Origin of the sequence: Corynebacterium oculi (assembly GCF_001412105.1) — a bacterium.
Taxonomy (GTDB): Bacteria; Actinomycetota; Actinomycetes; order Mycobacteriales; family Mycobacteriaceae; genus Corynebacterium; species Corynebacterium oculi.
Genome location: NZ_LKST01000003.1, coordinates 225,891 through 242,733 on the forward strand (window position 1 = coordinate 225,891; position 16,843 = coordinate 242,733).

General features: G+C 62.5%; 14 protein-coding genes and 1 riboswitch. Of the genes, 13 read left to right on the plus strand and 1 reads right to left on the minus strand.

Annotated elements, in window-relative coordinates; translation table 11 throughout:
• The first annotated feature begins 6 nt into the window (after nt 1-6).
• Nucleotides 7-120: riboswitch (TPP riboswitch) on the plus strand.
• The 12 genes from Cocul_RS08525 (at nt 113) to Cocul_RS11975 (ending at nt 12,398) form a co-directional block, all read left to right on the plus strand.
• Complete coding sequence (locus tag Cocul_RS08525) at nt 113-706, plus strand: ECF transporter S component (protein ID WP_055122856.1); 594 nt, start codon at nt 113-115, stop codon at nt 704-706. Its footprint overlaps the riboswitch before it by 8 nt.
• On the plus strand, nt 703-2,058 hold the full coding sequence (locus Cocul_RS08530) for an ABC transporter ATP-binding protein (RefSeq protein WP_055122857.1): 1,356 nt from the start codon (nt 703-705) through the stop codon (nt 2,056-2,058). Before Cocul_RS08525 ends, Cocul_RS08530 begins: the two co-directional genes overlap by 4 nt.
• Nucleotides 2,055-2,816 carry an energy-coupling factor transporter transmembrane component T family protein gene (locus Cocul_RS08535; RefSeq protein ID WP_055122858.1) on the plus strand — a complete coding sequence of 254 codons (762 nt, stop codon included), beginning with the start codon at nt 2,055-2,057 and terminating at the stop codon, nt 2,814-2,816. Before Cocul_RS08530 ends, Cocul_RS08535 begins: the two co-directional genes overlap by 4 nt.
• Nucleotides 2,813-3,292, plus strand: a complete 480-nt coding sequence (locus Cocul_RS08540) for a nucleoside/nucleotide kinase family protein (protein WP_055122859.1) — start codon at nt 2,813-2,815, stop codon at nt 3,290-3,292. The genes Cocul_RS08535 and Cocul_RS08540 overlap by 4 nt, the downstream gene beginning before the upstream one ends.
• The gene (locus Cocul_RS08545) at nt 3,285-3,692 is read left to right on the plus strand and encodes an NUDIX hydrolase (RefSeq protein WP_055122860.1); all 408 of its coding nucleotides are present in this window, start codon (nt 3,285-3,287) and stop codon (nt 3,690-3,692) included. Before Cocul_RS08540 ends, Cocul_RS08545 begins: the two co-directional genes overlap by 8 nt.
• A gap of 66 nt (nt 3,693-3,758) precedes the next feature.
• Nucleotides 3,759-5,330 (plus strand): peptide ABC transporter substrate-binding protein, encoded by a 1,572-nt coding sequence (locus Cocul_RS08550; RefSeq protein WP_055122861.1) that lies wholly within the window; start codon nt 3,759-3,761, stop codon nt 5,328-5,330.
• The gene (locus Cocul_RS08555) at nt 5,327-6,253 is read left to right on the plus strand and encodes an ABC transporter permease (RefSeq protein ID WP_055122862.1); all 927 of its coding nucleotides are present in this window, start codon (nt 5,327-5,329) and stop codon (nt 6,251-6,253) included. The genes Cocul_RS08550 and Cocul_RS08555 overlap by 4 nt, the downstream gene beginning before the upstream one ends.
• Nucleotides 6,246-7,187 carry an ABC transporter permease gene (locus Cocul_RS08560; RefSeq protein WP_055122863.1) on the plus strand — a complete coding sequence of 314 codons (942 nt, stop codon included), beginning with the start codon at nt 6,246-6,248 and terminating at the stop codon, nt 7,185-7,187. Before Cocul_RS08555 ends, Cocul_RS08560 begins: the two co-directional genes overlap by 8 nt.
• Nucleotides 7,184-8,740 carry a dipeptide ABC transporter ATP-binding protein gene (locus Cocul_RS08565; RefSeq protein WP_055122864.1) on the plus strand — a complete coding sequence of 519 codons (1,557 nt, stop codon included), beginning with the start codon at nt 7,184-7,186 and terminating at the stop codon, nt 8,738-8,740. Before Cocul_RS08560 ends, Cocul_RS08565 begins: the two co-directional genes overlap by 4 nt.
• A 79-nt stretch (nt 8,741-8,819) precedes the next feature.
• On the plus strand, nt 8,820-9,788 hold the full coding sequence (locus tag Cocul_RS12885) for a DMT family transporter (protein WP_245622183.1): 969 nt from the start codon (nt 8,820-8,822) through the stop codon (nt 9,786-9,788).
• Nucleotides 9,769-10,998: an ATP-grasp domain-containing protein gene (locus tag Cocul_RS11970; protein WP_082422252.1), complete on the plus strand. Its 1,230-nt coding sequence runs from the start codon at nt 9,769-9,771 to the stop codon at nt 10,996-10,998. The genes Cocul_RS12885 and Cocul_RS11970 overlap by 20 nt, the downstream gene beginning before the upstream one ends.
• Nucleotides 10,998-12,398 carry an FAD/NAD(P)-binding protein gene (locus Cocul_RS11975; RefSeq protein ID WP_082422253.1) on the plus strand — a complete coding sequence of 467 codons (1,401 nt, stop codon included), beginning with the start codon at nt 10,998-11,000 and terminating at the stop codon, nt 12,396-12,398. The genes Cocul_RS11970 and Cocul_RS11975 overlap by 1 nt, the downstream gene beginning before the upstream one ends.
• Nucleotides 12,399-12,790: 392 nt before the next feature.
• Here Cocul_RS11975 and glcB read toward each other — a convergent pair whose 3' ends face one another.
• Nucleotides 12,791-14,992, minus strand: a complete 2,202-nt coding sequence (gene glcB, locus Cocul_RS08570) for a malate synthase G (protein ID WP_055122865.1) — start codon at nt 14,990-14,992, stop codon at nt 12,791-12,793.
• A gap of 466 nt (nt 14,993-15,458) precedes the next feature.
• Between glcB and aceA the strand changes: the two genes are divergently transcribed.
• Nucleotides 15,459-16,754, plus strand: coding sequence for an isocitrate lyase (gene aceA, locus Cocul_RS08575; RefSeq protein WP_055122866.1), 1,296 nt, complete (start codon nt 15,459-15,461; stop codon nt 16,752-16,754).
• The last annotated feature ends 89 nt before the right edge of the window (nt 16,755-16,843 follow it).

The following is a 16,843-nucleotide window of genomic DNA, read 5'->3' on the forward strand; positions in this document are numbered from 1 at the left end:
CGGAAGAGATATAGACACGGGTGCCCGGTATGCCATCGGGCTGAGATGCCGCTGGGCGCGGCGAACCGTATGAACCTGATCCGGTTAGTACCGGCGCTAGGGAGGATAAATCATGGCCAAGAGTACGTCTCAGTGGCGCGTGGTGGACATCGTGGTGGCCGCGATCCTGGGCCTGGCCTGTGGGCTGATCTTTGTGGTGTGGAACTCCGCGGGCGCGCTGTGGCTGGAGGCGATGAACGCGCTCACCCCGGGGCTGGGCGGCCTGGCCACGGGGGTGTGGCTGCTTGGCGGGGTGATCGGCGGGCTGGTGATCCGCAAGCCGGGGTCCGCGCTGTTTACGGAGCTGTTGGCGGCGGTGGCCTCCGCGCTGCTGGGCAGCCAGTGGGGGGCGTCCACCGTGTATTCGGGCCTGGCGCAGGGCCTGGGGGCGGAGTTGATCTTTGCACTCTTTGCGTACCGTTCCTTCCGGCTACCCACCGCCATGCTGGCGGGGGTGGGCGCGGGGATCGGGGTCTTTATCCTGGAATTATTCACCGCCGGTCACCTGGCGCGTTCCCTGGAATATAACGCGATCTACCTGGTGTGCCTGATGATCTCGGGGGCGCTGCTCGCCGGTGCCCTGGGCTACGGGCTGGTGCGGGCACTGGCGCGCACGGGGGCGCTGGATCGCTTCGCCGCCGGGCGGGAAGTACGCGGCACCGTATGACCGGGAGGGGAACGGTTCGCGCCCGGGGCTTCTCCTGGCGGCACGCCACGCGCAGAGAACCGGCGCTGAGCGGCATCGACCTGGATATTGCTCCCGGCGAGCGGGTGATCCTCACCGGGGATTCCGGGGCGGGCAAGTCCACCCTCCTGGGCGCGATCGCCGGGCTGCTCGGCGGGGAGGACGAGGGGGAGTTCACCGGCTCCCTGGAGGTGGACGGGGTGGTGGGGCTGGTGCTCCAGGATCCCGATTCCCAGGTGATCGCCAGCCGTGTGGGCGATGACGTGGCCTTTGGCTGCGAGAACCTGGGCGTGCCGCAGGGGGAAATATGGCCCCGGGTGCGCCGGGCCCTCAACCTGGTGGGCCTGGATCTGCCGCTGGATACCCCCACGCGCTACCTTTCCGGCGGGCAGAAGCAGCGGTTGGCCCTGGCGGGGGTTGCGGCGATGGGCGCGGACGTGGTGCTTCTCGACGAACCCACGGCCAACCTTGACCCGCAAGGGTGCGCGGAGGTGCGGGGGGCCGTCGATAAGCTGGTGGCGCACACCGGGGCCACGCTGCTGATCGTGGAGCATCGCCCCGAGCTGTGGGCCGATCTGGCCACCCGCTGCCTGCACCTGGGGGCCGAGGGGCTGCGCGAGATCACCCCGCGGGAGTGGCCGCGCCGCCCGGAGCTGCCTCCGGCCCGGCCGCAAGCGGGAAGCAACCCCGCGCTGCTGCGCTGCGAGGGCATCGCCACGGCGGCGGGCCCCGCGCCGGATCTGTGCCTGCTCCGTGCCGCCTCGACGGTGTTGACCGGCCCCAACGGTGCCGGAAAGACGCAGCTGGCGATGGTGCTGGGCGGCCTGGACGCCCCGCGCGCAGGGCGGCTACACCTGCACCCCGACCTCTCCCAGGGGGTGAACACCCCGCCGCATCGCTGGCGCTCCCGGGATCTGGCGCGGCGGATCGGCACGGTGTTTCAAAACCCCGAGCACCAGTTCGTGGCCCGCACGGTGGAGGAGGATCTGCTGGTGGGCGGGCCCGCCGAACGCGCGGAGGAACTCTTGGAGCGGCTGCGCCTGAGCCACCTGCGCAAGGCGAATCCGTACACCCTGTCCGGGGGAGAAAAGCGCCGGTTGTCCGTGGCCACGGCGCTGATGGGCGGGCCCCGGCTGCTGGTTCTTGACGAGCCGACCTTTGGACAGGACGCGGCCACCTTTGTGGAACTCACGCTGCTGCTGCGCGAACTCACCGAGGGCGGCACCACGATCCTCTCCATCACGCACGACGCGGACTTCGTGCGCACCCTGGGCGATCACCACGTGGAGATGCCCGCGCGCGCTACCTCAACCGCCAAGGGGGACCGGCGATGAACCTGCTAAGCGGCGTCAACCCCGTTACCCGCGTGGCCGCGATGATGGTATCCACCACGCCGCTGCTGCTCAGCCTGGACTGGCTCTCCGCGCTCGTGGCCATCGCGGCCACGTTCCTCCTCGCTCCGCTGTGTGGCGTGGGATGGGCCGCGTTGCTGCGCCGCAGCGTTCCCCTGCTGTTCATCGCCCCGGTCACCGGGATTTCCATGCTGCTATACGCGCGCCCCGGCGGCCGAGAATACTTCTCCTTCCTGGCCATTCACATCACCGATAATTCGCTGAGCCTCAGCCTCGCCGTGGTGTTGCGAGTGCTGGCACTGGGGCTGCCGGTGATGGTGCTGTCCGCTCGAGTCGATCCCACGGATCTGGGCGATGGCCTCGCCCAGGTGGTGCGCCTGCCCGCCCGCTTCGTCATCGCCTCCGTGGCGGCGACCCGCCTGCTCACCCTGGTGCGCGATGATGCGCTTTCCCTTCGCCGGGCCCGCCGGGCGCGTGGGGTGGCCGATCATGGCCGGATACGCGGGGCGTTGACCCTGTTCTTTGGCCTGTTGGTGTCCTCGTTGCGCCGCGGCACCAAGCTCGCGGTGGCGATGGAGGCGCGCGGTTTTGGGCGGGCGGGCGTCAAGCGCACCTGGGCGCGCCCCTCCACCGTGGGGCGGCGCGACGCGGCGGCGCTGCTGGTGTGGGCGCTGCTGCCCGCCGTGGCGCTCGGCTGCGCCTGGGCGGCCGGTACGTTCCGCCTGCTGGGGGTGGCATGATCCGCACGTGGCTTATCGACGGCCCCTCCGGTTCCGGCAAGACTACGCACGCCGAGGCGCTGGGGGAGCGCCTGGGGCACCGGGTGCTGCACCTCGACGAGTGGTATCCGGGTTGGGGCGGGCTAGAGGCCGGGGCGCGCATGGTGGCCGAGCAGGTCTTGCGTCCGAGCGCGCCGGGGTATCGCCGCTGGGATTGGGAGCGCGACCGCCCCGGCGAGTGGGTGGCGCTCCCGGCGGGGGAATCCCTGATTATCGAGGGCGTGGGGGCGATCACCCCGGCCTCCGTGGCGGCGGCCCGCCGCCGGGGCGAGGCGCGTACCGTGTGGGTGGATGCCCCGGAGCCGGTGCGCCGCGCCCGCGCCCTGGCGCGCGATCCCTTTTACGAGCCGTGGTGGGAGATGTGGGCCGAGCAGGAGCGTCGGCACTTTCGGGAGATAGCGGGAATGGAGTTCGACGAGAGGATGAACAATGGATAAGGGGCGGGTTATTTATATCGCCGCCGTGGTGCTGCGCAACGAGGCGGGGGAGGCGCTCACGGTGCGCAAGCGCGGCACCGAGTCCTTCATGTTCCCCGGCGGCAAGAGGGAACCGGGGGAGCCCCCGGTGGAGACGGCCCGCCGCGAGATTCGGGAGGAACTGGGCCTTGACCTGCGCGCGGAGGATCTGGACTCCCTGGGCACGCTGCGCGCCCCGGCGGCCAACGAGCCGGAGCACACCGTGGAGTGTGCGGCCTATGCGTGGCGGGGCACGCTCGGCGCGCTTCCCGAGGTGCGCGCGGAGATCGAGGAGGCGCGGTTTTATCCCCTGGACTCCCGCGCCCCGGAGATCGCCCCGCTAACCAGGGACGTGGTTTTCCCCTTGTTGTTATCTACATAGCAGGGGAATTATAGGTGTATTAGCCTTCACAGACTATGCTGTCTAAAAAACGTGTAAGGAGGCAGCATGGTTCGAAGAAGGATCATCGCCCTGCTGGCGGCGATGGGGATAGCGGCAGGGGGATTAGCGGCCTGCGGCTCCGAGGACCCCACGGACTACATCACCGCCAATGGGTCAGAACCCCAAAATCCCCTGCTCCCCGGCATGACCAACGAGACCGGCGGCGGCAGGGTGATAGAACTCCTCTACTCCGGGCTGGTGTCCTACGATCCGCAGGGCAAGCCCTATAACGAGGTGGCGGAGTCCATCGAGTCCGAGGACGGCAAGCACTACACCATCCGGCTCAAGCAGACCTCCTTTGCCGACGGCACCCCGGTCAAGGCCCAGAATTTCGTCCGGGCCTGGAACTACGTGGTGGAGCACTCCCAAACCCTGGAGTACGCCTTCCAGGGAATCGAAGGATACGAGGAGGGCATCGCGGAACTCCCCGGCGTGCAAGTGGTGGATGACTACACCTTCACCGTGGCCCTCAAGGAAGTACAGCGAGACTTTCCCACCCAACTGGGCTACCAGGCGTACTTCCCGCTGCCGGACTCCGCCTTTGCGGACATGGAGGCCTTTGGCCAAAACCCCGTGGGCAACGGGCCCTACCGCATGAACAAGTGGACGCACTATGACAGCATCACGCTGATCCCCAACGAGCACTACCAGGGCGCCCGGCAGGTGCACAATGACGGCGTGAAGTTCCTCTTCTACGCCTCCCTCGACGCGGCCTACGCCGACCTTTTGGCCAATAACCTCGACGTCCTCGACGCCGTGCCGGACTCCGCCTTTGCCACCCGGGAGGAGGAACTGGAGGGGCGCTCCGTGAACCAACCCGCCGCGATCTTCCAGGGCTTTGCGATCCCCGAACGCCTGGATCACTTTGCCGGGGAGGAGGGCGCCCTGCGCCGCCGGGCGATCTCCCTGGCCATCAACCGCGAGCAGGTCACGGACCTCATCTTCGAGGGCACGCGCACCCCGGCCACGGACTTCACCTCGCCCACCATTCCCGGGCACGCGGATAACCTCCCCGGGGCGGAGGTGCTGGAGTATAACCCCGAGGAGGCCAAGCGGCTGTGGGCCCAGGCGGACGCCCTCTCCCCGTGGACCGGGGAATTCACCATCGGCTACAACGCCGACGGCGGACACCGGGCCTGGGTGGAGGCGGTGACCAATCAGCTGCGCAACGCCCTGGGCATCGAGGCCCTGGGCAAGTCCTACCCAGATTTCAAGTCCCTGCGCGATGACGTGGGCCATCGCACCACCAGCGGCGCCTTCCGCGCCGGGTGGCAGGGCGATACCCCCTTGTTGAGCGACTTCCTCGTGGCCACGTTCAGCACCACGGGCGGCTCCAACGACACCGACTACTCCAACGCGGAGGTAGATAGGCAGATCGCCCTGGGAAAGGCCTCCGACACGATGGAGGAGGCCAACGAGCACTACAACCTCGCCCAGGTGCAGCTGCTCAAGGATCTCCCCACCATTCCGCTGTGGTACTCCAACACGGTGGGCGGGTACAGCGAAAACGTCAGCGACGTCGTGTTTACCTGGACCTCCCTGCCTGCTTTGGAGAAGGTAAGGAGGATCGAATCATGACCCGCTACGTGGGCCGCCGCCTGCTCCAGATGATCCCGGTGTTCTTTGGGGCCACCTTCCTGCTCTACGCCCTGGTGTTCCTCATGCCGGGCGATCCCGTGGCCGCCCTGGGCGGGGATCGCGGATTGAGCGATTCCGCCCGCCAGGCCATCGAGGAGGAATACAACCTGGATAAGCCCTTCCTGGTGCAGTACCTGCTCTACCTTGGGGGCATATTCACCCTGGACTTTGGCACCACCTTCTCCGGGCAGCCGGTCACCGAGGTCATGGCCAGGGCCTTCCCCGTGACCATCGTCCTGGCCGTCATGGCCCTGATCTTCGAGGCCGTGCTGGGAGTGCTCTTCGGCGTGATCGCCGGGGTGCGCAAGGGCGGGCTCTTTGATTCCACGGTGCTGGTGCTCTCCCTCCTGGTCATCGCGGTGCCGTCGTTCGTCATCGGCTTCGTGCTGCAATTCTTCGTGGGGGTGAAGTGGGAGTTGCTCCCCGCCACGGTGGGCAGCAACGAATCCCTCGTGGCGCTGATCCTCCCGGCGGTGGTGCTGGGTTCCCTCTCCTTCGCGTACGTTCTGCGGCTCACGCGGCAATCGGTGAGCGAGAACCTTGAGGCGGATTATGTGCGCACCGCCAAGGCCAAGGGGATCACCTCGCGCCGGGTGATGACGCATCACGTGCTGCGCAACTCGCTCATTCCGGTGGTCACGTTCCTGGGAGCCGATCTGGGTGCTCTGATGGGCGGCGCGATCGTCACCGAGGGCATCTTTGGCATCAACGGCGTGGGCGGCGCGATCTATCAGGCCATTCTCAAGGGGGAACCCAGCACCGTCGTCTCCATCGCCACGGTGCTGGTGATCGTGTATATCCTGGCCAATTTGCTGGTGGACATCCTGTACGCCGTGCTCGACCCGAGGATTCGTTATGTCTAATTACCCCTACCAAGAGCATTTTGTGGCGGACGCAGAAACCCCCAGGGAGGAATCGGACGCCACCGGAGCAACCCACAATCCTCCCGCCTCGCAGTGGGCGGTGGCTTGGCGGCAGGTGCGGCGTCGTCCGCTCTTTTGGATCAGCGCCGCCCTGATCGCCGGGGCCGTGCTCATGGCGCTGTTCCCGCAGCTTTTTAGCTCCGCCGATCCCCGCGCCTGCGACCTCGCCCGCTCCCTGAACGGCCCAGAGGCCGGCCACATCTTTGGCTTTGACCGCCAGGGCTGCGATATTTACGCCCGCACCGTGTATGGGGCGCGGGCCTCGGTGCTGGTGGGAACCCTCACCACCGCGCTGGTGGTGCTCATCGGCACCACCGTGGGGGCCGTGGCCGGGTACTTCGGCGGAATCGCGGACACGATTCTTTCTCGCCTCACGGACGTGTTCTTTGCCGTGCCGCTGGTGCTGGCGGCCATCGTGGTTATGCAGATGTTCCGGGATCACCGCACCATTCTCACGGTGGTGATCGTGCTGGGACTCTTCGGCTGGACGAGCATCGCGCGCATCACGCGCGGCACCGTGATGAGCGTGAAAAACGAGGAATACGTGACCGCCGCCCGCGCGATGGGGCAGCCGGGCTGGAAAACCCTCCTCACCCACATTGTTCCCAACTCGGCGGCCCCCATCATCGTCTACGCCACGGTGGCCCTGGGCACCTTCATCGTGGCGGAAGCCACGCTATCCTTCCTGGGCATCGGGCTGCCCACCACCGTGGTGTCCTGGGGCGGGGATATTTCCGCCGCCCAGGCCAGCCTGCGCACCAAACCGATGGTGCTGTTTTATCCCGCGAGCGCCCTGGCGCTGACCGTGCTGAGTTTCATCATGATGGGCGACGTGGTGCGCGACGCCCTCGACCCGAAGGCGAGGAAGCGATGAGCGCTAAGACCACCCCCACGCCGCTGCTACAGATCAGCGACCTCCACATCACCTTCCACGCCGCCGCCGGTGACGTCCACGCGGTCAAGGGCGCGAACCTCACGGTGTACCCCGGCCAGTCCGTGGCCATCGTGGGGGAGTCCGGCTCCGGCAAATCCACCACCGCCATGTCCGCGATGGGCCTGCTGCCGCCGAGCGCTCAGATCACCGCCGGAACCGTGACCTTCGACGGCACGGACGTCACCCACCACACGGAAAAGCAATGGCAGCAGGTGCGCGGCCGGGAGATCGGCCTGGTGCCCCAGGACCCCATGAGCAACCTCAACCCCGTGTGGCGGGTGGGCTACCAGATCAACGAAGTCCCCGGTGAACACGACGTGGTGGCCCTGCTGGAGGAGGCCGGGCTGACCGACGCCGCCCGCCGCGCCAAGCAGTTCCCGCACGAATACTCAGGCGGCATGCGCCAGCGCGCGCTCATCGCCATGGGCCTAGCGGCGCGGCCCAAGTTGCTCATCGCGGACGAACCCACCTCCGCCCTGGACGTGACCGTGCAAAAACTGATCCTGGATAACCTGGAGACCCTAACCAAGGAACTGGGCACCGCCGTGCTCTTTATCACCCATGACCTCGGCCTGGCCGCCGAGCGCGCCGAACACCTGGTGGTGATGAACGGCGGCAAGGTGGTGGAATCCGGGCCCAGCCGCGAGATTCTGGCTAACCCGCAGCACCCCTACACCCAGCGCCTGGTGCAGGCCGCCCCGGCCGTGGGCACCCCCGGTGAGCCACGCCACCGTCCGGGGGAGGAGAAGGTGATCAGCGTGGAGCACCTGACCAAGGACTTTGGCAAGAACCGCGCCGTGGACGACGTCTCCTTTTACGTGCGCACCGGCACCACCACGGCGGTGGTGGGGGAATCCGGCTCCGGCAAGTCCACCGTGGCCAACATGATTCTGGGCCTGCTGCAACCCACCTCCGGGATCGTGCGCTACAAGGGCAAAAACCTCGACGAACTCTCGCGCCGCGAGAAGTTCGACATGCGTCGCCGCATGCAGGTGGTGTTCCAAAACCCCTACGGCTCGCTGGACCCCATGTACTCCATTCAGCGCTGCATCGAGGAGCCGATGAAGATCCACGGCATAGGCCGCAAGCAGCGCGCGCAGCGGGTAGGCGAACTCCTAGAGATGGTGGCCATGCCGCGCTCGGTGGCGCGACGCTACCCCAACGAACTCTCCGGCGGGCAGCGCCAACGCATCGCCATCGCCCGCGCGTTAGCGCTGGAACCGGAGGTGATCGTGCTGGATGAGGCGGTTTCCGCCCTGGACGTGGTGGTACAGGATCAGGTGCTCAGCCTGCTGGGCAGCCTGCAAGAGGAATTAGGGCTCTCCTACCTCTTTATCACCCACGACCTCGCCGTGGTGCGCCACACCGCCGATGACGTGGTGGTCATGCGCGGCGGGAAGATCGTGGAGCGCGGGGCTACCGAGCAGATCTTCCGGCACCCCGAGCAGGAGTACACGCGCAACCTTATCGACGCCGTGCCGGGGTGGGGGTGAAGTTCCCCAGGTTTTGTTCCGTTTGAATAGATGGAGCATCTGGAGTCATGTTAAATAAATTTGTCCAGGAATATTCAGAATGGCTATGCGCCATCTATTGAATTGGCTACGGGCGCCTGAAAAGGAAGGCTTTATGAGTGGATCAAGTAGGGCAGGTGTAGGGGCGATAATCGTGGCCATAGCTGTCCTATGGCAGGGAATCGGCACTGCGATAGTCGGAGCAAAAGTAGAACCAGAAATATCTACGTTTATTACGTTTTCAGCATTTTTGATTGCGGCAGTCATATCTACTGTGTTCTACGTAGCTTTCTACTGTAAAAAATCCCGAGAAACGAGAGTATGGCGGCGGCCCATGAAGATGGCAACTATAGTAAGTCTTAACCTATTCACAGCCGGCGCATTCTGTCTATTTTACGTGTCCACCACCTTGATTCAGACTACTGCAGCCAGTGTCATAGAAACAGGGATAGGTCCTTTCATTGTTGCAATGATTACGGCCTGGAAGGCACGAAGGTTTAGTAGTTCTTTGCTATCAACATTGGGGGTAGTGGTGCTGGCTCTCTGTTTTTTCTTTCTCGGAACGGAAGGCATCTCATCACAGTCCTACTTGGGTTTCGCTTTGGCCGTAGGTGCAGGAATTTCGGCGGTAGGAGTTCTGCACTCATCACGCTGGGCCGTCGAGCAAGGGAACAGCGTATTCGAAATTGCGGCAGTAAGGTTTCATCTAGCCTGGATTATCAGTGGCCTTGTGGCCTTCTTGTCTGTGGAGGCGGAGATGATTCGAGGCTCTACCCTGTCAATCGTCCTGTTGTCAGCGACCTGTATTACTCTCCCCATCCTGCTCTTGCGGTGGGGAATCACCTTGGCGTCTTCGCTCACCTCAGCACTGATCATCGCTACCCTTCCGGCTGTGGTAATGGCTTCCGAGGTTGCATTGGGAACTCAAGTTGATCCTTTTCAGTTGACGGTACTAGCGCTCATTATGGTGATCGCCATAAGTCAAGCAATGTGGGGAACAAGGAGAACCAGTGAAGATACTAGTAGTTGATGATTCTTCAAGCGGCACTGAACTAGTTGCAGCCCTGCGTCAAAGGGGTGCAACGGTTGTGACTGTCAACCTGCCTCATGTCATTTCGGCAGACGAAGACGGGAGAATATCCGATCCTTGGGCTTTGAACTTACTCCATGAATGCGTCCAAGAGGGATATGACCTTGTTGTTCCTGGAAGTGAGTCGGGAGTATCTCTGGCTGAGTGGATTTCAGCTGAGCTGAAGCTACCACATAATAGTAGGGAAAAGATCTGGCACCGCCGCCATAAGCAAGGGGTGATTGAGGTTGCTCACCAGCATGGCCTACATGCCCCGAAATCTGTTACCATCACTCCTTTTTCCGTACAGGGTGGATTTTCCCTAGACCCGTCCCTTGTTGAGGACTGTGTTGTTAAGCCTGTGGGCAGTGGTGGTAGTGATCACGTCTACTTTTGCAAGACAGAGTCTGAAACCATTCGAGCAATAAATACAATTCACAGCTCTACTACTTTGCTTGGAGAAAAGTCACCTTCTGTGGTTATTCAGGAGTATGTAGAGGGTCCTCAGTATTTTGTTAATCTAGTCACAAGCGAAGGTTGTCATTTAGTGACCGAAGTTTTTCGTTATGGCATTAAAGAGGGGTCAGGTGCTCCCCATATATATTCGGCGATCACGGTTGACCCGGGGGACGGCCACTATTCCGGAGCGCTAGAATACACTCTATCTCTCCTTGATGCTTTGGGGGTAAGGTTTGGCGCTTCGCACGTGGAGTTGAGGTGGTCTAAGGGGCGGTGGGTTCTAATTGAATATAACGGTCGCTGTATGGGGCCTGAGGTGCCTGATGAGGTCTACTTTCCCGCCCGAGGTTTCAGCCAGATAAGTGTTCTCGCCTCTATGCTAACGAATGGTTTACCGGCAGCCGAGCGGGAAGTACTCGCTGGAAATTCTGAGGGGTGCGTTGCTTGGCTTATGCCTACTCCGCAATCGAACGGAGTGCTTCAACAGTGTCACTGGGATCTTATCCAGAATTTCCCAACCGTCCGGAGAATTTCACATCTTCCGAAGGTTGGTTCGTATGTCGATAACTCGAATCGTGTAACAACGGGAGCGTTTGGCATGGTCTTTCTTGGCTCCTCTGATCGCAATGCTGTTGAGGCTGATCTGAAATCTCTCGAAGAATTGGACTCCCGTGGTGACTTGTACACCGTCACCGCCGGAAAGGTTATGTGATGACGGTCAGAGTTGCAGTTATTGGCGCGGGCGTTTCGGCTGCAACAATCGCGCGGCGAGTGTTTTCTACCTATTCCCATATTGAACTCACTATTTTTGACGCGACACCTCCTCAAAAACATCTCGCATTTGGTCAAGTTGATGAGCGTATGCTATGTAATACAAGCACTTCGGTAATGTCGATAGACGCCGAGGATCCACAAGACTTTGCTCGGTTCTTGGGATGCGGAACACTAGAATCCAGTTCTATTTTTCCTGCGAGAGAAAAATATGGTCACTATCTCCAGCAGGCCCTACTTCGAGAGGTTAGCACTTCCCGTGATTGTCTTCGGTTCATACCTGATTCAGTAGTTTGTGTAGAGGATTCTACAGACCCTATTATTATTATTCATACCGGGCATCACGGTTTCTTTAAGGCTGATTTCGTTGTCATCACTGGTAATCAGAGAGTGCCGCGGATCCCTCCATCATGTCGATCATATCGTGGGGCAGCTCCAGTCTTTTCTAGCCCCTATGACCCTGGGTTTTTGGCGTGGTTGAAAGTGCACCCCGCTTCCCGCATCGGCATTTTAGGAACTGGTCTTTCTGCTGTTGACGCAGCACGGTTAGCGTTATTCGAAGGAGTGAAGGCAGTCATGCTCAGTCCCAGTGGGCAGTTGCCCGGCGTACGTACTTCGCTCCAGATAAATGCACCGAGTGAGATTTCGTCAAGTGAGTTTCGGTCTCACTCTCATAGTGTGGAGGATTTTAGAAAATACGCTACTTGGTGCGCAAATTCTCTTGGCTGGAACCCTGGACGTCTTAGGGAATATATTTGTAAGAACGGAACTGACCGCTTCTTGCTTGACTATGAACTAGCCGAAAATGGCTATTCTGTCTGGGAAAAGATGATCGGCCGGATGGTTGATCTAGCTAATCAGATCTGGTCACCGTTGATCGCCCCCTTAAGGTGCGCACTCCTAAATGGTATAGCAGATTGGATACGTCACTATGTGACTGCCATGCCTGTACAGAGCGCGAAAACCCTACAAGAAGGCTTTCATACAGGGAGTCTTATGCTGGCTTGCGGTGAAGGTATAGGGGAACAGGCTCGAAACGCTGTCGACCTCAAAGATACTTCTGGTAATTCTTACCGAGTCGAGGCGGTAGTCTGTGCCTGTGGCTATGAGAACTTAGGATGGGTCAGACAGGGTGAAGGTGTTTTTCCTGGTCAAATAAAACCAAACGTTTCTCGATGGGCCGGCACCCCTTTGAACAACGGGTGGGGTTCCGCGCGCGTTGGTGGCAGAGTTCTGTTTGCAGGAGAAGCGGCAGCACTGACTACTGCGATACCAAGCTATGCTCGCACCTCGGTCATGCAGGCGGTTTCGGTCATAGATTGGATTAACTCTGAAACATAGTGCGTGGCGGATGCTCTCGAGGCTGCGGTTTCGTTGTGCTTCCCGGTTGATCGAGGAAGTGCTCTGCCTGTGGGGCTGCAGGTGACGTCGGATAAAGATGTATCGCTCTCCGGAGCGGATCAGTGATCACTGCGTGTTCTTCTAAGTATTGAAGTGCCCTGGGTTTTGTTTCGTTGTCTTGGACAGACGCAGTTGCCTGCCACGCTCCTTGAACTCTTATGAGTATCGGGGTCGTGGCCCTCATCCTTGTTGATGTTATCGAGGAACAAAACCCAGGACGCTCCAATCCGGAATTGGAGGAATAAGAGGAACATAAAAGCGCCCCGCCGACCAGGAAAATACCGTGGTCGGCGGGGTACTCTGCACTTAATGGAGCAAACGGATCAGGAAGATTAGGCGATGCCCTCGCGCTGCTTGAACTCGCGGCGTCGGGCGTGCAGGATCGGCTCGGTGTACCCGGCGGGGGACTCCGTTCCCTTGAGGATCAGATCCTTGGCGGCCTGGAAGGCAATGGAGTAGTCATAGTCGCGGGACATGGGCAGGTAGGCGGCGTCGCCCTCGTTCTGCTTATCCACCACCACGGCCATGCGCTTGAGGGAGTCCACCACCTGTTCGGTGGTGATGATCCCGTGGCGCAGCCAGTTGGCCAGCAGCTGGGAGGAGATGCGCAGGGTGGCGCGATCCTCCATGAGGTCCACGTTGTGAATATCCGGCACCTTGGAGCAGCCGATGCCCTGCTCCACCCAGCGCACCACGTAGCCCAGGATGGACTGACAGTTATTGTCCACCTCCTCCTTGATTTCCTCGGGCGACCAGGAGGGATTCTGCGCCACCGGCACGGTGAGCAGGTCAGCGAAGGTATCGCGGCGGCCAGCCGCCACCAGTTCCTGCTGCACCGCGCGCACGTCCACCTTGTGATAGTGGGTGGCGTGCAGCGTGGCGGCGGTGGGGGAGGGCACCCAGGCGGTGTTGGCGCCCTCGTGGAGCTGGCCGATCTTCTGCTCCACCATCTCCGCCATCAGCTCGGTCTTGGCCCACATTCCCTTGCCGATCTGCGCGCGGCCGGAGAGGCCGCGTTCCAGGCCAACGTCCACGTTGTTGTCCTCGTAGGCCTGCTTCCACGGGGCGGTCTGCATGTCCGCCTTGCGCACCATTGCGCCGGCCTCCATGGAGGTGTGGATCTCATCGCCGGTGCGGTCGAGGAATCCGGTGTTGATGAAGGCTAGGCGCTGGGAGACGGCCTGGATGCAGGCGTCGAGGTTGGCGGAGGTGCGGCGCTCCTCGTCCATCACGCCCACCTTGAGGGTATTGGGCTCCAGGCCCAGCAGTTGCTCCACGCGGCTGAAGAGCTCGTTGGTGAAGGCCACCTCCTGGGAGCCGTGCTGCTTGGGCTTGACCATGTAGATGGAGCCGGTCACGGTGTTGCGCAGGGGGTTGTCCTTGCGGGTGCCGGGGATGGCGCAGGCGGCGGTGATGACGGCGTCCATGATGCCCTCGTAGATCTTTTCGCCGTCGATGAGGATCGCGGGGTTGGTCATCAGGTGGCCCACGTTGCGCACCAGGAGGGTGGAGCGCCCCTTGAGCACGGTCTGGGAGCCGGTGCGCGAGATGTAGGTGCGGTCCGGGTTGAGGGCACGGGTGAAGGTCTTATCACCCTTGGTCACCTCTTCCTTGAGGGAGCCGGTGTTGAGCCCGAACCAGTTGCGGTAGCCCAGGGTCTTATCGGTGGCGTCCACCGCGGCCACGGAGTCCTCGAAGTCGATGATGGTAGCGGTGGCGGCCTCCAGCACGATGTCCTCCACTCCGGCGCGGTCGGTCTTGCCCACCGGGGAGGCGGGGTTGATCCGAATGTCGATGTGCAGGCCGTTGTTGTACAGGATGATGGAGGAGGGGTCGCCGAAGTCTCCCACGAAGCCCTTGTAGGCCTTGGGATTCTTCAGCGGGATGCACTCGCCGTCCACGCGGGCGCACAGGCTGCCGCGCACCACGCTGTAGCTTTCGACGTCCGTGTGGCTCGCGCCGTCGAGGGGCACGACCTCATCGAGGAAGGCGCGTCCCCAGGCGATGACCTTGGCGCCGCGCACGGGGTTGTACGGGCCGGAGCGGTGTGCGCCGCCCTCCTCGGGGATGACGTCGGTGCCGTAGAGGGCGTCGTAGAGCGAACCCCAGCGGGCGTTGGTGGCGTTGAGGGCAAAGCGCGCGTTGAGCACGGGAACCACCAGCTGCGGGCCGGCGATCTCGGAGAACTCGGGGTCGGTGTTCTCGGTGCGGATTTCCGCTTTCTCCGGCGTGGGCTCAAGGTAGCCGATGGAGCGCAGGAACTCCTCGTGCTGCCGAGGATCGGGGCGGCCGGGGTTGGCGCGGAAGTACTCGTCGAGCTGGCGCTGTAGTTCCTCGCGGCGCTCCAAGAGTTCCTTGTTGCGGGGGGTGAGGTCCGCCACGATGGCTGCGAATCCCTGCCAGAAGGCGTCTGCGTCTACCCCGATCTCGGGCAGTACCTCTTCGACGAGAAAGTCGTGGAGGACACGGGCAACGTCCATTCCGGCGACCTGGACGCGGTCGTCCTTCGTGCTAAGAGCCGTGGTCGTGGGCATCGGGGAACTCCTCAATGGTCTGGTGAACGAATGGCAAGGGCGACGTGATCGCCGCTTGGTGGAACATCGTATGTGGGTGAGGTCACCATGAAAAGTGGCTGGCGGATTTTTTCTGCGCGCTACCCCCGGTCCGATCGGGGGTGGGGGTGCTGGGGAGCGGGGGTAGGTGAGGAAGTTTCCGGTAGAATAGTAAGGGTCCTGACGGGCGGTTTTATGGGTTGGGTCACAGGGTGGGGTGGGGGTGTTTTTTGATGGAAGAACTAACATTATCGCTATTTTTCGAGTCCGTTCCGTTACCCCCGTTGTGAAAAATATCGGCCGGATCCATTGACGTAGGCCGTCAACCCTGCCATTCTGTGAAGCACGCCACCAGATGTGGTGTGAAGGGCGCTCCTCGCAGAGTCCTGTGAGAGTGCCCGGCAGTACCCCCGCTTTTCAAGACCCACGTTAGGAAGTTGGTGCGATTATGACCGCTACCGGCAAAGCCCGTACAGCCGAGGAAATTCAGAAGGATTGGGATGAAAACCCCAGGTGGTCTGCAATTCAGCGTGACTACACGGCTGAGCAGGTAGCCAAGCTCCAGGGCAACGTCATCGAGGAGCACACCCTGGCTCGCCGTGGCGCTGAGATCCTGTGGGAGGAGATCAACAAGGGTGGTGGCGAGTACATCAACGCCCTGGGCGCGCTCACCGGCAACCAGGCCGTGCAGCAGGTGCGCGCTGGCCTGAAGGCCGTCTACCTCTCCGGCTGGCAGGTCGCGGGCGACGCGAACCTTTCCGGCCACACCTACCCCGATCAGTCGCTCTACCCGGCCAACTCCGTGCCGCAGGTGGTGCGCCGTATCAACAACGCCCTGCTGCGCGCCGATGAGATCGCCCGCGTTGAGGGCGATGACTCCGTGGACAACTGGCTCGTCCCCGTGGTGGCGGACGCCGAGGCCGGCTTCGGCGGTGCCCTCAACGTCTACGAGCTGCAAAAGGCCATGATCGCCTCCGGTGCCGCCGGCACCCACTGGGAGGATCAGCTGGCCTCCGAGAAGAAGTGTGGTCACCTGGGCGGCAAGGTGCTCATCCCCACCCAGCAGCACATCCGCACCCTGTCCTCCGCCCGCTTGGCCGCCGACGTCGCCAACGTGCCCACCGTGATCGTCGCCCGCACCGACGCCGAGGCCGCCACGTTGCTGACCTCCGACGTGGACGAGCGCGACCACGAGTTCCTCACCGGCGAGCGTTCCGCCGAGGGCTACTACTACGTCAAGAACGGCCTGGAGCCCTGCATCGCCCGCGCCAAGAGCTTCGCTCCCTACGCAGACCTCATCTGGATGGAGACGGGCACCCCGGATCTGGAGCTGGCCAAGAAGTTCGCCGAGGGCGTGCGCTCCGAGTTCCCGGATCAGCTCCTCGCCTACAACTGCTCGCCCTCCTTCAACTGGTCGGCGCACCTGGAGGCGGATGAGATCGCCAAGTTCCAGAAGGAGCTGGGTGCGATGGGCTTCGTGTTCCAGTTCATCACCCTGGCCGGCTTCCACGCCCTGAACTACTCCATGTTCGACCTCGCCCACGGCTACGCCCGCAACGGCATGACCTCCTTCGTGGACCTGCAAAACCGCGAGTTCGAGGCCGCGAAGGAGCGTGGCTTCACCGCCGTCAAGCACCAGCGCGAGGTGGGCGCGGGCTACTTCGACGCCATCGCCACCACCGTGGATCCGAACTCCTCCACCACCGCCCTCAAGGGCTCCACGGAGGAAGGCCAGTTCCACTAAAACCGGCGTCCGGCCTCCTTAACGGCTCTTTCCACCCGCCGCGATGAGGAGGCGGAACGGAGAGTTATTCACAGTGCTTGAGCGGAGAT

Coding starts and splice junctions, on each gene's coding strand:
- Cocul_RS08525 (WP_055122856.1), top strand. CDS start 113: ATGGCCAAGAGTACGTCTCAGTGGCGCGTGGTGGACATCGTGGTGGCC.
- Cocul_RS08530 (WP_055122857.1), top strand. CDS start 703: ATGACCGGGAGGGGAACGGTTCGCGCCCGGGGCTTCTCCTGGCGGCAC.
- Cocul_RS08535 (WP_055122858.1), top strand. CDS start 2,055: ATGAACCTGCTAAGCGGCGTCAACCCCGTTACCCGCGTGGCCGCGATG.
- Cocul_RS08540 (WP_055122859.1), top strand. CDS start 2,813: ATGATCCGCACGTGGCTTATCGACGGCCCCTCCGGTTCCGGCAAGACT.
- Cocul_RS08545 (WP_055122860.1), top strand. CDS start 3,285: ATGGATAAGGGGCGGGTTATTTATATCGCCGCCGTGGTGCTGCGCAAC.
- Cocul_RS08550 (WP_055122861.1), top strand. CDS start 3,759: ATGGTTCGAAGAAGGATCATCGCCCTGCTGGCGGCGATGGGGATAGCG.
- Cocul_RS08555 (WP_055122862.1), top strand. CDS start 5,327: ATGACCCGCTACGTGGGCCGCCGCCTGCTCCAGATGATCCCGGTGTTC.
- Cocul_RS08560 (WP_055122863.1), top strand. CDS start 6,246: ATGTCTAATTACCCCTACCAAGAGCATTTTGTGGCGGACGCAGAAACC.
- Cocul_RS08565 (WP_055122864.1), top strand. CDS start 7,184: ATGAGCGCTAAGACCACCCCCACGCCGCTGCTACAGATCAGCGACCTC.
- Cocul_RS12885 (WP_245622183.1), top strand. CDS start 8,820: ATGGCTATGCGCCATCTATTGAATTGGCTACGGGCGCCTGAAAAGGAA.
- Cocul_RS11975 (WP_082422253.1), top strand. CDS start 10,998: ATGACGGTCAGAGTTGCAGTTATTGGCGCGGGCGTTTCGGCTGCAACA.
- glcB (WP_055122865.1), bottom strand. CDS start 14,992: ATGCCCACGACCACGGCTCTTAGCACGAAGGACGACCGCGTCCAGGTC.
- aceA (WP_055122866.1), top strand. CDS start 15,459: ATGACCGCTACCGGCAAAGCCCGTACAGCCGAGGAAATTCAGAAGGAT.